A 16,973-nucleotide genomic window follows, 5' to 3' on the forward strand; every position below is an offset into this window, starting at 1 on the left:
GAGTTTGGCAATGAAGCTCAAAACCTCACTGGCAGCACTCGTGGTTGCGGCAAGCCTTTTCGGCTGCACCACTTCTTCGACCCATGGCGTGAACGTTAACCTGGTCGCCACCCGGCAAAACGCCGGTCAGATCGGCACCGTCACCTTGACCGACTGGGACAAGAAAACGGGGCTCAGTTTCTTCATCAGCGGTGCTCCAATGGGGGTTACGCTGCCCCTGCGTCTTTACTCTTTCATCAATAACGGCACCTGCCAGCAACCCGGGTCAGTCGCTTACGCGATGAACGACACCGTCAACACCGAACGCCAACCCGTACGCGGCTGGTCTTTTACCAGAACCGCGCCTGTGCCGTTGCAAACCCTGCTTGACGGCAAGTATTCGGTGGTCGTGCGAACGGCTTCGACCGATGGCAACGTCGATATTTTTTGCGGGGATATCAAGGCAACAGAACCGGTGAAATAGCCGCGGCCATTGCAGGCCGCCCACGCCCCGGTACCGCTCGTGCCACCCGTTGTGCGGTGCGAGCGGTGGCGTCGGGTGAACGGAGCTGGCGGCGACAGGGGCAACAACCGGTAACAAACCTGTCATTAGTCACTGATAACGTCCTAGCGCTTTCCCGAACCGCATCCGTTCGAACTCCGATCGGCAGTTCCCCGTACCGGGCTTTGCCCAACCGCTCAAGGTGACACTACAGGTGTACTCAAGCACGACGCGCAAGCAAATCATCATCAGGTCCAACGACATGAGCTGTGACGACTTTGGCGCGTTGTTCTTGAACCTGTTCGGCAACCTTTACTCCGACTCTGCGCCGCCGCCAAAAAGCATCAGCATCGGCGGGGTCTACGGCAGACACGAAGGTGTCAGCTTTCGTCGCATGCACTTTCACGGTGACTTCACGGTGGCATTTCCCGCCCCCCTTGATGAAATCACGTTCGTCATTCCCACCGCCGGCAAGATCATCTTCAACCACGTCACCGAGTCGGTTGGCTTCGCCCAGATCGGCCTGGCCATCGACAAGGCCGAGGTCCGCTCGGCGCGCTTTGTCGACAATCATGCGCAGCACGGGATTTCGATCAGCCGGGCGCTGATCACCGAACGACTGTCGATGTTGCTCGGCAAGCCGATCCTGCAAAAAATCTGTTTTGAGCCCGTGGTGGATCTGAGCGTACCCGCCTTGCAGGGCATCAAGGCGCTGGTGGACCTGGCCACCGGAACCGAGTTCGACCTGCTGATCAATACGGGCTCGCTGATGCCCTCACGCCTTCGCGAAATGCTGGTCGACGCGGTGCTCGAAACCTGGCCGCACAACTTCACCGAGGCCCTTCAGCGCCCCTCCCCACTGATAGCGCCGCGACATGTGAAGCTGGCCGTCGAGTACATTCAGGCGCATCCCGACCGACTGGCCAGCGGTACCGAACTGGCGCAATTGACCAACGTCAGCCTGCGCGCATTGCAGGAGGGTTTTCAGCGTTTCATGGGCACCTCGATCGTTGCCTATCAGCGCCAGGTACGCCTGGAACGCGCCTTTGCCGCGCTGTCCCAGGGTGTATCGCCTTCGGTCACGGACGTGGCCTTGCAACACGGCTTCAGCAATGTCGGCCGGTTTTGCCAGTATTTCCAGAGTGCCTACGGCATCAGTCCCGCAGACGTGAGAAAAGGCCGGAGAACGCGACCCATGGCGACCAATTGAGGATGTGTGGGAGCGAGCCTGCTCGCGAAGGCGGAGTGACATTCAACATCCATGTCGACTGACACGGCCTCTTCGCGAGCAAGCTCGCTCCCACACTTTGATCGGTGTCGAACACAAATCCCGCGTACGACAAAAAACCACTGTGGGAGCGAGCTTGCTCTCGAAGGCGGAGTGACATTCAAAATCCATGTCGACTCACACGGCCTCTTCGCGAGCAAGCTCGCTCCCACCATTGATCGGTGTCGAACACAAATCCCGCGTACGACAAAAACCACTGTGGGAGCGAGCTTGCTCGCGATGGCGTAGTGACATTCAACATCCATGTCGACTGACACGGCCTCTTCGCGAGCAAGCTCGCTCCCACCATTGATCGGTGTCGAACACAAATCCCGCGTACGACAAAAAAACACTGTGGGAGCGAGCTTGCTCGCGATGGCGGTATGTCAGCCACCCTCTTCGTCGGCTGCTAGTCCGCCTTCGCGAGCAAGCTCGATCCCACAGATTGTTTGATCTGATCGTCAGAACAGATAACTGGCCTTCAGGCCGCCATTGAAGCCGTGGCTGTCGCCGCCACCACTGGCGCCGACTTGCGCCCCTACGCTCCACGGACCAAGGTTGGCCATGACGTTGACGCCACCGGTGAACTGGTCACGGTTGTCGAAGGCGGCTTGCTGTTCGATGTCCAGGCCCAGCAGTTGCCCTTCACTGTCGACTTCATGGTCGCCCAACACATGCTCGTAGCCCACTTGCACACCCGGCACCACTTGCCAGGCACCGAGGCTGACAGGTGCAAAGGATGCGTTGAGGTTGGCCACCGCGCTCTTGCGGGTCTCGTGGATGCCGTCGACGTCCAGGGCCAGTTCGCTGCCTTTTTCCTGGAAACCCGACAGGTTGACGTGGCTGACCCGCACACCGAGGCTCGGTTCGAGGGTCACGCCGTTCACCGGCACACGGTAACCGAGCGCCAGGGTCGCGCCGGTGAGGTTGCCATGGCTGTCGCCCCTGGCCGTGCCCAGACCGCCGCCGAGTTCGCGCTTGCTCTCGTAATCGAGATAGCCGGCGCTGGCATTGGCATCCACAAACAGGCCACGTTCCAGACCGTTCGGCGCAAAGCGTGCGCCGACGCTGAAGAAGGTCAGGTCGGTATCGGCCTCGCCACCGGCGCCGCCGACATTGCCGCTGCTGTAGCCGAAGCTGGCATGGGCGCTGAGCTGTTCGGAAAAGCGCTGGGTCAGGCCAATCATCATGCCCTGGCTATGCTCGTTGCTGCTGGAGGCCTGGGACGAACCATCCGTGCCCAGGTACCCCGCCAGGGCGGTGCTCCACAGGCGATATTGCCCGGCCTTGAGGTCGATGCCGCTGGTGAACGGCGCGGCGGCCTGTTCGATCATCGCGCCCTGACGCAGCAGGTAGCTCGCGGCGTCGGCGTGCACCTGACCGCCGACGGTGGACTCCACGCCCCCGAGGCTGCCCGCATCGATGGCCGACTGCAGGTAGTAGTTGTAGGCGCTGTAGGTGCCCGACAAGTTGCTGTTCTGCAGTTGCTGCAACAACTGCGCGCCGGCCGCGGCATTGCCGGCCAGGTCCGCTGCGCCAGGCAGGCTGTTGTAGAACACCATCTTGCCGCGCAGCACGTAGATGGTTTCCTGGGACAGGCCAAGACCTTCCTTGAGGTAGTTATCCATCGTGCCGTACTGCGCGGTCACCTCGTCCAGGCCGGCTTGCAGGTAACTGGCCTCCACACCGATCAGCGGCCCATAGATGGTCGCCAGGCTCGGTGGCAACGCCGCCAGGGTCGCCTTGATGCGCGCGGCGGTGTAGTCGTTGGTCGCCAGGTAGTTGCTCATGATGGTGGCATCGTCGACCCCGGCGATGCTTTGCAGCACAGCGGCGGTCCAGCCCGTACGGTCCTTGCCGGCGGTGCAATGGAACAGCGCGGCGCCGTCGACGGTGGCCAGCTCATTGAACAGCTGGTTGAACTCGCTGCGCATCCCCGGGTTGCGGACGAAATCACGGTTGGTGTCCTGCATCATGGCGGTGGCTTCGGCGGCGCTGTGGAACGCAACGTTGGTGATGTTCGCACCCGACGTGGAGCCACCGATGATGTCGATGTTGGTGTACGTCGCACCCGTGGGCATCGTGTCGGGCGTGGCGGCGATTTCGGTTGGCGTGCGCAGGTCGTAGACCGCCTTGATGCCCATACCGTTGAGGGTTGCCAGATCCGCCGCCGATGGCGTCAGCGCGTTGGAGCGGTAAAACACCCCGCCACGCATCGTGCCGTCATTGGCCGTCGAATACGCGGTGGTGAGACCGGCGACATCGCGCATGTTATCGATGCTCTTCAGGCGAGGAGTGTTGAGGGGGACTGTCTCGGCCGCCTGGGCGGCAGCGATGGACAGGCTCAAAACAGACAGCGAACACACAAGTCGTTGGAACACAGTGCAGCCTCATTGAAATCGCGTTGGGCTGACTAATATCTACAATGAAATGGCGTTGAACATGACAAATCGCCCACGAACGCAAATCACTGCGCGATGTGTCCCCGCGGCTCGTTTTCTGTCCGTGTAATGCCCGCTGGGGGAGCTGGTTGTGAGTGATGTGCCTGGCGGGGAACGAGGTGTGTGGTGGCCGGTGGTCAATTTCCAGGTATAAAAAACCCGCCTTCCAGCGGGTTTTTTGCTTTTCAGAAACTGATCTGTCGCCGCGAACTCAATGGGTTTTTTTCGAGGTCGACTGCCCGGCTTTACTCAAGCCCTTGGTGTTGTGCTCACCCGGCGTCGAGGCCGAAATAGCCCTGGCCTTGGAGATGCCGCGAGTATCTTTGGAATGGGCGATGCCTGAGGTCGTGGTGCCATGACCGTTATCATCGTTGCGCTCACTACCGTAGTGGTTCCCGCTCAGGCCATGGTCGCGCACGGATTTGCCGGCATGGTCGCTGTTCAGCCCGTTGCCGCGGCCGTTACTGCCGGAGTGGCCTGTACCGGCGTGTCCGCCCCCCATACCGCCGCCGTGGCCTGCGCCGTTTCCGCCGCCATTACCACCGCCATTTCCGCCACCGCCACCGCCGCCGTTTCCACCGCCACCGCCACCGCCACCGCCACCGCCACCGCCATCCTTCGCGTATGCGGAACCCATGATCGACAGGCCATCAGGGAGTAACGGAGCGGCTGCAAGCATCATGGCGCATGACATTACAGCAACGAGACTCTTGTTTTTAAAAAGCATGATTGCTTCCGTAGGAGGTTGATATCGCGTGACGTATGACGCGATATCCCTGGAACAGTTCAAGTGCCACGACAGACGGCTGGAGCACCCTCAGTCAACGGGAAGACCTTCCACACGTTAATCAAACGCACCGTCGAGAATTTCATAGACAAGCCCGGTGGCCAGCGCAACCAGGATCAGGTCCGTACCGACTTGCTGCCATTCGTAGCCATCGTAGTGGGGCAGCCTGCCGACCAGCCGGCCATCCAGTTTTTTGGCGATGCCGGGTGGAAGCGGCTTGCCACGGGCAAGGTTCTTTTGAATGCCCGGTGGCAAATCAGGCCCGGGGCTCCAGTAGCCCGTGTTCACGCCAATGATCTGGAGCACGCTGCTGCGGTTGATGCTCGGGCCATTGCTCCAGTCCCCGCCGCCGGAATTCTTGTTCTTGTTGCCATGACTGCCCTGGTTGCCATGGTTGACCTTCCCGCCACCTTGGCCGTTACCGGGATCAGCCAGCGCCGTCGCCGAGCCGCTGATCAGGGTCAAACAGGTGATTGCTGCAATCAAAGATCGAGACCTGAACATGAGTCACTCCTTCGTGGTGGGAAATGTTCCCTGAAATTTAGACGCTATTGACGTAGTTGGTTCCATCGAGTCACAGAGCCATGAACCGTCTGCGCTCATCCGCTCGAAACCAGGTTTCACGTCCGGGCATTCGCCGCAACCTTCTTCGATGTGAATCCACGCTTGATACGTCGCAGATACTTCAATGCGTGGCGCTGTTTCCCGATTGTTACCTCAGCGCCGCAGTTGTCACTTCTGCGCCGCCGAACTGGCCAATAGAGTATGGCCGTCGGTGTGGAACTGGGTCGTCGACTTGTCGGCCCGCGTTGGCACCGATCCCCCCATCACGGAAGAGGTGAATCATGAGTTTCGTCAAAGTGGAAAAAAACCAGAGCAGCGCCCCGTCGGATGCCGACATGAAAAAAGCCATGGTCGAGTCGGGCGGCAAGCCGGGCGAGGTCACCGGGACCAATGCCGCCCGCACCCTGACCTACACCGGCGTGGTCAATCATACGGTGTACGAGAACAAGCTGATCGAGATCGCCAAGGGCAAACGCACCAGCTGGAACTTCGTCTGGGCCGATGCCCGGGCCGCCTGAGGTCAAGGCGGGGCGGCCGATCGGCTGCCCCGCTGACCCGGCCCCTGATACACCCCCGATACCCGCTTGTAACACCAAGACACTTAGCCGCCCTGCCCCTCGCCCCTAGAGTGAAGCCGTCAATGGACTGCAGCGCCAAGCGCCAGCAGCCCATTGTTTGCCCAACACACCACCAAGGAAGAGGGAAACCATGAGCAAATCAATCGCTGTCAGCCAAAAGAGCCAGCAGCTTCACAATGATGTGCAAGAAGCCGTCAAGTCGATCATGGGTGCAACGCAACTGAAAGCGGCGGATTACGGCCGGGTACTGAGGTCGGCCCTGGCGGCTTCGCAAAAAACCGTCACCATCGAAATCGCCGCCGGCGACCTGGCGCTGCTCAAGAAGTCCGGCTACAAGCTGTGCTTTGCCAAGAAGGTGGGTGACGCCGACTACAACGTGGTCTGGCAGTCCTATGATGCTTACCTGAGCAACAACGAGTTCAGTTGGACGCCTCAATATCAGCTGTTTGCGTCCAACCTGTTCAAGGCAAATGTGCAGGTCAAAGTCTCGACCAACATCGTCAATATCGGCCTGGGGCAAACATCGACACTCGATGAGCACGGTCTGCTGAGTTCGGCGGTTACCGGGGGACCGAACATTTCCATAACCTTTGTAAATGACTACGACCCCATCCATCCGGGTATCAACCAGTTATCTACCGGCATTGATGGCAATCAGGTCAGCACCCCCATTTACGTTGCGGTGGATCAGGTGGTCACCGGTGAAACCGTACTGACGCCGGTGGAAACCATCCTCGTGTGGTTCGAACAGAACGTACAGACCAGCACCATGTTCAGTACCTCACGCTCCAAGGCGATCGAAATCGACTTGACGTTCGATAACACCGCAGGTCGCCTTTACGAAGGCGGTCAGTGGAAAACCGTGTAACCATCATGCCGGGGCAACCTTGCGGTTGCCCTTTCACTCCTCTTTGCCCGCCGTGGCGAAGTAGCCCGTCAGCGAGCGACAGATCGACTGCGCGAGGTCCTCCTGGGTGGCGATGCCATGGGGTCGATCACGATCGAACTGCGCCGACCAGCGAATCCGCCCCTGCGCCACATCCACCAGGCGCAATGACGCTCGCACCCGCGAAGGCTCGACCCGCACGCTGCCCTCCAGGCAATAGCTGTAACGCCCGCCGCGCTTGAAGTCCGGTACCGGCTCGCTGTTACGTGCCACCCGCATCAACACATGATTGGTCCCGGTCTGCGCCTGCTCGAACGACTCGAACAGTCGGCAGCTCAACTCCTCGCACAAACCCCGGGTAAAGTCATCGCCATCGCGGGTAAGGCAGGTAAACGGCTGGATCTGGACCACAGGATGGCGAGTGCCGACGCCCTTGGGCCGCAGCCGCTGGTAGGTCAAGCGATAACACCCGGGTGGAATGCTGAAGCGCACCGGGTCCTGCTGGCCGTTGCCGGCGTAATGCGCTGCGAGCTTGCGCCGCAAGCGCCCCACCTGCACTCGAACCACCGGATCGTCGCCCGTGCAATACACTGCCGGGTCACGACGAAACACCGCGATGCCGATGGCGTGTTCGGTCAGCGGCGTATTGCAAGCCTGAAGGTCGTGCTCAACCAGAAAGCGCAACAGACTGCCCATGCGCCTGGACTTGGCAAACAGCGGGCTGACCAGCAACAGCGCCAGCACCCGCTCGATTTCTTCCCGATCGAGCGGCTCGAGACTCCCCGCCGCAGTCGAATCGGCCATGCTTTTGATCACCATCGCCTGCCTCCGTGCAGGTTGCCGACAGGAATGGATGTCGCACTCCGTGATTACCCTTGCAGCGTGAGCAGGAATGGAACTCGGGCACTGCAACGACCAAGCGTAGCAGCCGTGTTGATATCGGCAGGCAATTGCGATGGTAGCAACCCGCCATCCGACGAACGTTCAATCTTGACGTCTGGAAAATTTGTAGGACTTGTCCCTTTGTCGCGAGGGAGCTCGCTCCCGCTGGGCTGCGAAGCGGCCCCGATCCTTTGCAACTCATTTCCTCAGACCCATCGCAGTGCCCGGTTTTACGGCGGCAGAGCCGCCGAACGGGAGCAAGCTCCCTCGCCACAGGGGGCATTTGGCGTCCTACAGGCCGGTTGCAGTGCTGGAGATCGACACCTAATGTGCGCCCGTCGCTGACTTGAGTTGGCGACAGGGTTTCGCAGCCCTGTAGATACGTGTAGTAACCTTGCAGTCCATCAAGCCGATGACGGTCGCATCTGCGCCCGCATGTCGCTTTATGGTGGCTGTGTGTGGGAGATCTTCGGGTCTGCCGGGTTCCTCGTATCCTCGGTCTGCGAACCCGCACATAGCTACCACCCCATTCGAATCGCAGCGAGCGGGAGTAGTTCTTCTTACAGATACGAGGAAGTTTTACTTATGACGACTAACAGTCCGCATCCCCGCTTCACCCCCATGAAACAAATCGCCACCAGCTACCCCGTCCTCCTCATCGACAGCGACGCCCCGCTGCGCGAGCTCCACAACTGCGCCGCCGAACGCCTGAACGCCGTCCTGCAATACCTCAACCTCATGGCCTGCACCAGCCTCCCCGACTACGCCGAAAACGACATCAACACCGTCACCAACATTTCGCGGATTCTGCTTCAGGATGTGCGGGATGTGTTTGGGGTGATTGAGCAGCGGGGATTTGAGGTCGCGAAGGGAGAGTGAAACTTTTTACGCACAAAAAACCCGCATTTCTGCGGGTTTTTGTTGCTCACTCAAAATCTCACTTTTTGCTTTTCAACCGACAACCGCACTCACATGAAGAACTGAATCCGGGCAGCGGAAACGATATCGACTGAACTATTCAGCCATGATCGCCTGATATTCCTTCTGGTACTCAGCGTAAGGGAGTTTTTTGTCCATCAGCGCCTTTACTCGCGCTTCCTTGTACTGAGCAGGAGTCAGCATTCCAACCGGTACAGACGACCCCGCAGACGCTGATGCCTGGTTTGATGGCGTGATATTTCCAATGCATTGATACTTGACGATCATCTGCCCGGCGTTGCAGTTACCCCAACCATCCTTTGAATGGCAATTCAGGGTTTTACCCCCGAAGGGTTCTGCGCGCTCGTAACCCCACACCGCGCATTTGTTGTTTGCAATTGACTCAGCCTGCTTTAAATCAACAATCGGAGTCTCGAAAGCTTTGAAGTCGTAAGCCATATCAATCGAACCATCCGCCCGGCTCCCGCCGGTTGCGTAAAATTCTTTACGACTGGAACAACCCGTTACTACAACGGCTAACATGACCAGAAGCAGTAGCTTACGCATGAGAAGAAATCCTTTTGAGGTGCAAGAAGTGCAATAATGGCAATGCGCCTTCTTCCTGTCCACAAAAACGATTTTTGGATGGACGATCAACAACGACGGAAATTTGCGGCCAAACAATGATCCTTGAATCCCTGATCAGAAATTCGCTGGTGTATTCGCAGCGCATTGCTCACGACCCACATTCGGCACAGCTCCTGCACTGATCAGGGACCGAGACGCACAAAAGCGGTTGTTGAGTAACGTCTAAAAAGTTCATCTCCCCCCGGCCGATTCATTTAGACTCGGCCGTTGGCTCATGGGGCCGGGCCATGCCCTATAACGGATATCCAAGACAGCTGTTCATGAAAACAATAATTAGTTACTTGCGAAATAGTTACTGGAAAAGATGGATCCGCAAACACAAATGCAAAGTGGCGGGCGGTTTATTGTCGCTGCACAAAAGATCGACAGTGACCCTAGAAGAAGGCGTGACGCTTGGGCATGTGGTCATAGAGTCAAAAAAGCTGGAAATCGGTGCGCATACCTATATCCGCAGTGACTGCGTCCTTTCGGCGGTCTCATCCATTGGCAGGTTTTGCTCCATCGGCAGCAGCTGTTTTATCGGCCAACAAAAGAGCTCGCATCCGTTGGACTGGCTCAGTTCACATCCCTTTCAATATACCGACACTGCGCTGGTTTACGACCCGGAGGTTGCGGACATCACGATTGGGCATGACGTCTGGATAGGCCATAGCGCGATGATCCTGGAAGGCGTGACCATAGGCACCGGCGCTGTCATCGCAACCCGCGCCCTGGTTGCCCATGACGTGCCACCGTACGCCATTGTTGCTGGCACCCCGGCAAAAGTTGTCAAGTATCGGCATACACCCGAGTTGATTGAGGCGCTGATCAACAGCAAGTGGTGGGAGGTTGATGTCGAGGTACTCAAGACATTACCGCTCAATGATCCGCAAGCCACTTTATCTCTGTTGGCCACCCTGCAGAAAGAAACGCGTGCCGACTACCAACAGATCGAAATAACCCGCAAAGGGTGCAGTATTTCGTCTTGAACAGCGGAAATGACCAACACTGCACATTCAAGATGCCCGGCCAAACCAGATTCAAATTATAAAAAAACCCGCATCAGATGCGGGTTTTAACGGCTGGATCCTGATGATCCCTGCCCAAAAAGCGGTTATCAGAAGTTCGCCGGTGTGTTGGCGCTGATGATTTCCGCCTCATCCGCCCCGATATTGCGAAACCGGTGCGGCAAGGTCGTCGGGAAGTAATAGCCGTCCCCGGCGTTGAGCACACTCACCTGGCCATCCACGGTCAACTCCACGGTACCCCGGGTCACCAACCCACACTCCTCGCCTTCAGAATGCACGATCGGCTCTTCGCCCGAGCTTGCGCCCGGTGCGTATTGCTCGCGCAGAAGGCGCATCTGCCGGCTTGGCACGGACGCGCCGATCAGCAGCAAGCGCAGGCCATGGCGGCCGAGGTCGGGCTGTTCGTTGGCGCGGAAGACGTACTGGTGTTCGCGCGGCGGCTGATCGAAGGTGAAGAAGTCGGCCAGGGACATGGGGATGCCCTCCAGCAATTTCTTCAGGGAGCTGACGGAAGGACTGACCCGATTCTGTTCGATCAGGGAGATGGTTGCATTGGTGACGCCGCTACGCCGGGCCAGCTCGCGCTGGGACAGTTTGTAGCTTTCGCGTACTAATTTGAGTCGTGAGCCCGTGTCCATGACAGCCTTATGTGCCAACCCGTAGGAGCGAGCTTGCTCGCGATTGCGATCTGACCTTCAACATTGATGTCGACTCAACCAACGCTTTCGCGAGCAGGCTCGCTCCTACAGGGATAATGGAGGGGTGGAGTGCAGGCGCGGATCACGCCGTTTTCCGGTCCCGGAAACGTGAAAGGCGGCTATTAAATCACGTTTGTTCGTAATGCTCAGCAGGTTCGATAAACGGCTGAAAAAAAGAACCTGTTGATGATAATTCTGGGTCAAGACACAAGACCTGTGGGAGCGAGCTTGCTCGCGATGGCGGCGGGTCAGTCAACATCAATGTCGAATGTCAGACCGCTATCGCGAGCAAGCTCGCTCCCACAGGGGGATTTGCTGTGTTGCTGAAATAAAAAACCGGCGGCACCTTTTTGGGGCAGCCGCCGGTGAGGTAAAACCTAGATCCCGAAACGGTCACGCAGCGAGTAGTACACCGCGCCGAGGGCGGTCAACGGCGCCGAGAAGGTACGCCCGCCGATCATCGGCATGTGCGGCAGCGAGGCAAATGCATCGAAGCGCTCGGCGTCACCACGGATCATTTCCGAGATCAGTTTGCCGGCCAGGTGCGAACAGGTGACGCCGTGGCCGCTGTAGCCCTGCATGTAGTAGGCGTTTTTCTCGATACGGCCGAATTGCGGCATGCGCGACATGGTCAGCAGGAAATTGCCGGTCCAGCGGTAGTCGATCTTCACGTCCTTCAATTGCGGGAAGGTCTTGAGGATCTTCGGGCGGATCAATTGTTCGATGTCGTCCGGCTCGCGTGCACCGTAGACCACGCCGCCGCCGTACAGCAGGCGGTTGTCGGCGGTCAGGCGGTAGTAGTCGAGCAGGTAGTTGCAGTCTTCCACGCAGTAGTTGTTGGTGATCAGGCTTCGGGCCTGCTTTTCAGACAACGGCTCGGTGACGACGATCTGCGAACCGCACGGCATGCTCTTGCTGGTCACGCGGTTGTCCAGGCCTTGCGGCAGGTAGGCGTTACCGGCGATCAGCAGGTACTTGGCCTTCACCACGCCTTTGGCGGTGCGCACGGTGATCGGCTCGCCGTAGGTGATTTCCACCGCCGCCGACTGCTCGTAGATCTTGCCGCCCAGGCCGATGATGGCCGAGGCTTCGCCCAGGGCCAGGTTCAGCGGGTGAATGTGGCCGCCCTGCATGTCCAGCAGGCCGCCGACGTAGGCGTCGGAACCCACTTCGCGCTTGATGTCGGCCGCGTCGAGCATTTTCAGGTTCTTGTTGCCGTAACGTTCCCAGCTCTTCTTCTGTTCGGCCAGGCCTTTGAGTTGCTTTTTGTTCATCGCCGCGAAGATGCCGCCGGGACGGTAGTCGCACTGGATGTCGTAGTGCTGTATGCGCTGACGGATGATGTCGGCGCCTTCGAAGATCATGCTGCCGAGGACCTCGGCAGTCTTGTCGCCGTAGCGCTCTTCGATGACATCGACGTCGCGGCTATAGGAGTTGACCAGTTGACCACCGTTGCGACCGCTGGCGCCGAAGCCGACTTTGGCCGCTTCGAGCACGGTCACGCTGTAGCCCGCTTCAGCGAGGAACAGGGCCGAGGACAGGCCGGTGTAGCCGGCGCCGATCACGCAGACGTCGCAGTCCACCGCCCCTTCCAGCACCGGGAAATCACCGGTGAAGTTGCGGGTGGCGGCGTAGTAGCTGTTTACATGTGCTTGTTTCATACAGTTCTCCGATGGCCGCCGACAGAGCCGGCGACCGTCGCTTTATTGTTATCAGAGCTTGATCCAGGTCGCCTTGAGTTCGGTGTACTTGTCGAACGCGTGCAGCGATTTGTCCCGACCGTTACCCGACTGCTTGAACCCGCCGAACGGCGCGGTCATGTCGCCGCCGTCGTACTGGTTGACCCAGACGCTGCCGGCACGCAGGCCACGGGCGAAGGTGTGGGCCTTGCTCAGGTTGCTGGTCCATACACCGGCGGCCAGGCCGAAGATGCTGTCGTTGGCAATCGCCAGGGCTTCATCGAAGGTGTCGAAGGTGATGACCGACAGCACCGGGCCGAAGATTTCTTCCCGGGCGATGGTCATGGCGTTGGTCACGCCGTCGAAAATCGTCGGTTCCACGTACTGGCCACCGGTGTCTTCGAGGGTGCGGCTGCCGCCGGCGATCAGTTCGGCGCCCTGCTCTTTGCCGATGCCGATGTAGCGCAGTACGTTGTCCAGTTGATGCTGGTCGACGACCGCGCCGACGGTGGTCGCAGGGTCGAGGGCGTGGCCCGGTTTCCAGGCTTGCAGGGCTTCCACCAACAATGGAATGAATTGCTCGCGAATCGAACGCTCCACCAGCAAGCGAGAACCGGCAGTGCAGACTTCACCCTGGTTGAAGGCGATGCCACTGGCCGCCGCCTGTGCTGCCGCGCGCAGATCCGGCGCGTCGGCGAACACCACGTTCGGGCTCTTGCCCCCGGCTTCGGCCCAGACGCGTTTCATGTTGCTCTGCCCGGCGTAAACCATCAGCTGCTTGGCAATCGCCGTGGAGCCGGTGAAGGCCAGCACGTCGACGTCCATGTGCAACGCCAGCGCCTTGCCAACGGTGTGGCCGTAGCCCGGCAGGACGTTGAACACACCTTTCGGGATGCCGGCATCCAGCGCCAGCTGCGCGATGCGGATCGCGGTCAGCGGGGACTTTTCCGAAGGCTTGAGGATGAACGAGTTGCCCATTGCCAGGGCCGGGGCGAATTTCCAGCTGGCCATGATCAACGGGAAGTTCCACGGCACGATGGCCGCGACCACGCCGGCCGCTTCGCGGGTCACCAGGCCCAGTTGATCCTGGGGCGTGGCGGCGACTTCGTCGTAGATCTTGTCGATGGCTTCGGCGGTCCAGCGGATCGCGTTGGCGGTCGCCGGAATGTCGATGCTCATGGAGTCGCTGATCGGCTTGCCCATGTCGAGGGTTTCGAGCAGGGCCAGTTCTTCCTGGTTCGCCAGGATCAGGTCGGCGAAACGGATCAGGATGCGCTTGCGCTCGGCCGGGGCGAGGTTGGCCCACACGCCGGATTCGAACGTACGACGCGCCACGGCGACCGCTGTATTGGCGTCGGCTTCGTCGGTGCTGGCGACGTTCGCCAGGAAACGACCGTCCACGGGGCTGATGCATTCGAACGTCACGCCGCTGGCGGCCGCGCAGTATTGGCCGTCAATGAATGCGCGACCTTCGATGGTTAGGGACTGGAAGCGCTGCTCCCAATCGCTGCGAGTGTTTGTCATGGTTGTGACTCGACGCAGGGGAATAAGAATCTGAAAAGAACCGCAATCCCTGTGGGAGCGAGCTTGCTCGCGATAGCGGTGGGTCAGACACCATCCATGTTGAATGTGATGGCCTCATCGCGAGCAAGCTCGCTCCCACAGGGTTTGGCGGTGCACACAGGATTTGTGTGTGCCGCCAACGCCGTCAGACAGTGTGCAGGTACCAGTTGTACTCAAGGTCCGAGATGGAGTTCTCGAACTCGGCCAGCTCGCTTTCCTTGCACGCCACGAACACATCGATGTACATCGGGTCGATGTAGCGCGCCATGACTTCGCTGTCGTCCAGCTCGCGCAGGGCGTCGCGCAGGTTGTTCGGCAGGCTCTGCTCGTTCTGCTCGTAGCTGTTGCCTTCCACCGGGGCGCCCGGTTCGATCTGGTTGGTCAGACCGTGGTGAACACCGGCCAATACCGATGCCATCAGCAGGTACGGGTTGGCGTCGGCACCGGCTACACGATGCTCGATGCGCACGGCGTCCTTGGAGCCGGTCGGTACACGCACGGCCACGGTGCGGTTATCGATGCCCCAGCTCGGCGAGTTCGGTACATAGAACTGTGCGCCGAAACGACGGTACGAGTTGACGTTCGGGCAAAGGAACGCCATCTGCGCCGGCAGGGTCTCGAGCACACCGCCGATCGCGTGTCGCAGCGCGGCGTTCTGCTCGGGATCCTCGCTGGCAAAGATGTTGTTGCCTTCTTTGTCGAGAATCGAAATGTGCACGTGCAGACCGTTACCTGCCTGGCCCGGATACGGCTTGGCCATGAAGGTGGTGTCCATCTCGTGGTCGTAGGCGATGTTCTTCACCAGACGCTTGAGCAGGACCGCGTAGTCGCACGCCTTGATCGGGTCAGCCACGTGATGCAGGTTGACTTCGAATTGCGCCGGGGCGCTTTCCTTGACGATGGCGTCAGCCGGGATGCCCTGCTCTTTCGCGCCTTCGAGGATGTCTTGCAGGCAATCGACGTATTCGTCGAGGTCGTCGATCAGGTACACCTGGGTCGACATCGGACGCTTGCCGGACACCGGCGAACGTGGCGATTGCGGACGACCGTTCACGTTGTCCTGGTCGATCAGGTAGAACTCCAGTTCGAACGCGGCGCAGATGGTCAGACCCATGTCGTCGAACTTGCGCACGATATTGGCCAGCACTTCACGCGGGTCGGCGAAGAATGGCTCGCCTTCGATTTCGTGCATGGTCATCAACAGTTGCGCGGTCGGGCGCTTCTGCCATGGCTCGATGCTGAGGGTGCCGGGGATCGGGTAGCAGATCCGGTCGGCATCGCCGATGTCCAGACCCAGGCCGGTGCTTTCCACCGTGGAACCATTGATGTCCAGAGCAAACAGAGAGGCCGGCAGGTTGATGCCTTTCTCGTAAACCTTATGAAGACTGGTGCGCTCGATGCGCTTGCCGCGCACCACACCGTTCATATCCGCAATCAGAAGGTCGACGTACAAAACCTCAGGATGTTTCTTAAGGAATGCGTTTGCTTCGTTGAGTTGAACGGCACGCAGAGGGACCGACATGATGCACCTATTTTTTTACTGTTAATTATTATGTTCACCGCCCTTTCACGAGCCCAGTCAATCCGAAAGGCAAAGTGAAGTCAATAGCGAACACCTGGCCTTTCAACGTTTATTTTCGGGCCTCTCAGGGGGACGAGAGTGCCAGATACGCCCTCAAACACGCGTAAACCCTGAAGATCGGACGTGCGGCGTTTAGAATTTTTTACATGAGAGTTGTTAATTAAAATCAACAAGGCTAAGCTCCGGAAAAGCTCGTTCAAGTGTGAAACTTCGAGGTGATAAAAATGGCACTCAAGCCATTGATCGGCGTTACTGCGTGCGTCAAACAGATTGGCCTGCACCCCTACCACATCAGCGGTGACAAGTACTTGCGTGCTGTCAGCGCTGCGGCACTGGGGCTGCCTGTCGTTATTCCTTCCTTAGGCGACCTGACCGAAATCGATGACCTGCTGCTGCAGCTCGACGGTCTGTTGCTGACCGGCTCGCCGTCGAACGTGGAACCCTTCCACTATCAAGGCCCCGACAGTGCCCCCGGCACGGATCATGATCCGGCGCGGGATGCCACCACCCTTCCCCTGATCCGCGCCGCTATTGCAGCGGGCGTGCCGGTGCTCGGCATCTGCCGTGGTTTCCAGGAAATGAACGTGGCGTTCGGTGGCAGCCTGCATCAGAAGGTCCATGAGCTGCCTGGCTTGCTCGACCATCGCGAGGCCGACCATCCGGACCTGGCCGTGCAATACGCCCCCGCCCATGAGGTGAATGTGCAGCCCGGCGGTGTGTTCGAAGCGCTGGAGCTGCCTGCGGTGTTCCAGGTGAACTCGATTCACAGCCAGGGCATCGACCGCCTCGCGCCCGGCCTGCGCGCCGAAGCCGTCGCGCCCGATGGCCTGATCGAGGCGATCTCCGTCGAGCACAGCAAGGCCTTTGCCCTCGGCGTGCAATGGCACCCGGAATGGCAAGTGCTGAACAACCCTCCTTACTTGAGTATTTTCCAGGCGTTCGGCGAAGCCTGTCGGCAACGGGCGGCACTGCGTCACTCGAGCTGACGACCT

At 59.4% G+C, this 16,973-nt stretch carries 16 protein-coding genes; 7 read left to right on the forward strand and 9 right to left on the reverse strand.

Going from position 1 to position 16,973, the window contains the following annotated elements; genetic code table 11:
• The first annotated feature begins 10 nt into the window (after positions 1-10).
• A complete protein-coding gene (locus tag AC1RDQ_RS00430; RefSeq protein ID WP_090456151.1) occupies positions 11-463 on the forward strand; it encodes a hypothetical protein in 453 nt (150 codons plus the stop codon).
• A gap of 280 nt (positions 464-743) precedes the next feature.
• Positions 744-1,691: a helix-turn-helix transcriptional regulator gene (locus tag AC1RDQ_RS00435; protein WP_223473444.1), complete on the forward strand. Its 948-nt coding sequence runs from the start codon at positions 744-746 to the stop codon at positions 1,689-1,691.
• A gap of 518 nt (positions 1,692-2,209) precedes the next feature.
• On the opposite strand, the gene AC1RDQ_RS00440 is transcribed toward AC1RDQ_RS00435, so the two are convergent.
• From AC1RDQ_RS00440 to AC1RDQ_RS00450, 3 genes are all read right to left on the reverse strand, one after another.
• Complete coding sequence (locus tag AC1RDQ_RS00440) at positions 2,210-4,129, reverse strand: tyrosine-protein phosphatase (RefSeq protein WP_492585877.1); 1,920 nt, start codon at positions 4,127-4,129, stop codon at positions 2,210-2,212.
• A 271-nt stretch (positions 4,130-4,400) separates the two neighbouring features.
• Complete coding sequence (locus tag AC1RDQ_RS00445; RefSeq protein WP_492585879.1) at positions 4,401-4,916, reverse strand: hypothetical protein; 516 nt, start codon at positions 4,914-4,916, stop codon at positions 4,401-4,403.
• 117 nt (positions 4,917-5,033) lie between these two features.
• Positions 5,034-5,480 carry an anti-virulence regulator CigR family protein gene (locus AC1RDQ_RS00450; protein ID WP_090456156.1) on the reverse strand — a complete coding sequence of 149 codons (447 nt, stop codon included), beginning with the start codon at positions 5,478-5,480 and terminating at the stop codon, positions 5,034-5,036.
• A 341-nt stretch (positions 5,481-5,821) separates the two neighbouring features.
• On the opposite strand from AC1RDQ_RS00450, the gene AC1RDQ_RS00455 reads away from it, so the two are divergent.
• Complete coding sequence (locus AC1RDQ_RS00455) at positions 5,822-6,058, forward strand: hypothetical protein (RefSeq protein ID WP_090456158.1); 237 nt, start codon at positions 5,822-5,824, stop codon at positions 6,056-6,058.
• Between the two features lie 190 nt (positions 6,059-6,248).
• Positions 6,249-6,986 (forward strand): hypothetical protein, encoded by a 738-nt coding sequence (locus AC1RDQ_RS00460; protein WP_218497658.1) that lies wholly within the window; start codon positions 6,249-6,251, stop codon positions 6,984-6,986.
• 33 nt (positions 6,987-7,019) lie between these two features.
• Here the strand turns inward: AC1RDQ_RS00460 and AC1RDQ_RS00465 are convergent, their stop codons facing one another.
• A complete protein-coding gene (locus AC1RDQ_RS00465; protein ID WP_218497660.1) occupies positions 7,020-7,823 on the reverse strand; it encodes a hypothetical protein in 804 nt (267 codons plus the stop codon).
• A 648-nt stretch (positions 7,824-8,471) separates the two neighbouring features.
• Between AC1RDQ_RS00465 and AC1RDQ_RS00470 the strand changes: the two genes are divergently transcribed.
• Positions 8,472-8,765 carry a fructose-bisphosphate aldolase gene (locus AC1RDQ_RS00470; protein ID WP_349736855.1) on the forward strand — a complete coding sequence of 98 codons (294 nt, stop codon included), beginning with the start codon at positions 8,472-8,474 and terminating at the stop codon, positions 8,763-8,765.
• 135 nt (positions 8,766-8,900) lie between these two features.
• On the opposite strand, the gene yecR is transcribed toward AC1RDQ_RS00470, so the two are convergent.
• Complete coding sequence (gene yecR, locus AC1RDQ_RS00475; protein ID WP_349736854.1) at positions 8,901-9,371, reverse strand: YecR family lipoprotein; 471 nt, start codon at positions 9,369-9,371, stop codon at positions 8,901-8,903.
• A 341-nt stretch (positions 9,372-9,712) separates the two neighbouring features.
• On the opposite strand from yecR, the gene AC1RDQ_RS00480 reads away from it, so the two are divergent.
• The gene (locus AC1RDQ_RS00480; protein WP_407516452.1) at positions 9,713-10,420 is read left to right on the forward strand and encodes a CatB-related O-acetyltransferase; all 708 of its coding nucleotides are present in this window, start codon (positions 9,713-9,715) and stop codon (positions 10,418-10,420) included.
• A gap of 128 nt (positions 10,421-10,548) precedes the next feature.
• Here AC1RDQ_RS00480 and AC1RDQ_RS00485 read toward each other — a convergent pair whose 3' ends face one another.
• The 4 genes from AC1RDQ_RS00485 to AC1RDQ_RS00500 form a co-directional block, all read right to left on the reverse strand.
• Entirely contained in the window at positions 10,549-11,097 is a 549-nt protein-coding gene (locus AC1RDQ_RS00485) for a cupin domain-containing protein (protein ID WP_007975263.1), read from the reverse strand.
• Positions 11,098-11,534: 437 nt separating this feature from the next.
• A complete protein-coding gene (locus tag AC1RDQ_RS00490) occupies positions 11,535-12,818 on the reverse strand; it encodes an NAD(P)/FAD-dependent oxidoreductase (protein ID WP_150814400.1) in 1,284 nt (427 codons plus the stop codon).
• Between the two features lie 51 nt (positions 12,819-12,869).
• The gene (locus AC1RDQ_RS00495) at positions 12,870-14,360 is read right to left on the reverse strand and encodes an aldehyde dehydrogenase (RefSeq protein ID WP_492585881.1); all 1,491 of its coding nucleotides are present in this window, start codon (positions 14,358-14,360) and stop codon (positions 12,870-12,872) included.
• A 184-nt stretch (positions 14,361-14,544) separates the two neighbouring features.
• Positions 14,545-15,921, reverse strand: coding sequence for a glutamine synthetase family protein (locus AC1RDQ_RS00500; RefSeq protein ID WP_090456168.1), 1,377 nt, complete (start codon positions 15,919-15,921; stop codon positions 14,545-14,547).
• Between the two features lie 284 nt (positions 15,922-16,205).
• On the opposite strand from AC1RDQ_RS00500, the gene AC1RDQ_RS00505 reads away from it, so the two are divergent.
• Positions 16,206-16,967 (forward strand): gamma-glutamyl-gamma-aminobutyrate hydrolase family protein, encoded by a 762-nt coding sequence (locus AC1RDQ_RS00505; protein WP_492585883.1) that lies wholly within the window; start codon positions 16,206-16,208, stop codon positions 16,965-16,967.
• The last annotated feature ends 6 nt before the right edge of the window (positions 16,968-16,973 follow it).

The organism is Pseudomonas sp. GW823-FHT02E01 (genome assembly GCF_058797535.1).

What these genes read in the sequence shown, in the direction of transcription:
- AC1RDQ_RS00430 (WP_090456151.1), top strand. Translation starts at nt 11, where the DNA reads ATGAAGCTCAAAACCTCACTGGCAGCACTCGTGGTTGCGGCAAGCCTT.
- AC1RDQ_RS00435 (WP_223473444.1), top strand. Translation starts at nt 744, where the DNA reads ATGAGCTGTGACGACTTTGGCGCGTTGTTCTTGAACCTGTTCGGCAAC.
- AC1RDQ_RS00445 (WP_492585879.1), bottom strand. Translation starts at nt 4,916, where the DNA reads ATGCTTTTTAAAAACAAGAGTCTCGTTGCTGTAATGTCATGCGCCATG.
- AC1RDQ_RS00450 (WP_090456156.1), bottom strand. Translation starts at nt 5,480, where the DNA reads ATGTTCAGGTCTCGATCTTTGATTGCAGCAATCACCTGTTTGACCCTG.
- AC1RDQ_RS00455 (WP_090456158.1), top strand. Translation starts at nt 5,822, where the DNA reads ATGAGTTTCGTCAAAGTGGAAAAAAACCAGAGCAGCGCCCCGTCGGAT.
- AC1RDQ_RS00460 (WP_218497658.1), top strand. Translation starts at nt 6,249, where the DNA reads ATGAGCAAATCAATCGCTGTCAGCCAAAAGAGCCAGCAGCTTCACAAT.
- AC1RDQ_RS00465 (WP_218497660.1), bottom strand. Translation starts at nt 7,823, where the DNA reads ATGGTGATCAAAAGCATGGCCGATTCGACTGCGGCGGGGAGTCTCGAG.
- AC1RDQ_RS00470 (WP_349736855.1), top strand. Translation starts at nt 8,472, where the DNA reads ATGACGACTAACAGTCCGCATCCCCGCTTCACCCCCATGAAACAAATC.
- yecR (WP_349736854.1), bottom strand. Translation starts at nt 9,371, where the DNA reads ATGCGTAAGCTACTGCTTCTGGTCATGTTAGCCGTTGTAGTAACGGGT.
- AC1RDQ_RS00480 (WP_407516452.1), top strand. Translation starts at nt 9,713, where the DNA reads ATGAAAACAATAATTAGTTACTTGCGAAATAGTTACTGGAAAAGATGG.
- AC1RDQ_RS00485 (WP_007975263.1), bottom strand. Translation starts at nt 11,097, where the DNA reads ATGGACACGGGCTCACGACTCAAATTAGTACGCGAAAGCTACAAACTG.
- AC1RDQ_RS00490 (WP_150814400.1), bottom strand. Translation starts at nt 12,818, where the DNA reads ATGAAACAAGCACATGTAAACAGCTACTACGCCGCCACCCGCAACTTC.
- AC1RDQ_RS00495 (WP_492585881.1), bottom strand. Translation starts at nt 14,360, where the DNA reads ATGACAAACACTCGCAGCGATTGGGAGCAGCGCTTCCAGTCCCTAACC.
- AC1RDQ_RS00500 (WP_090456168.1), bottom strand. Translation starts at nt 15,921, where the DNA reads ATGTCGGTCCCTCTGCGTGCCGTTCAACTCAACGAAGCAAACGCATTC.
- AC1RDQ_RS00505 (WP_492585883.1), top strand. Translation starts at nt 16,206, where the DNA reads ATGGCACTCAAGCCATTGATCGGCGTTACTGCGTGCGTCAAACAGATT.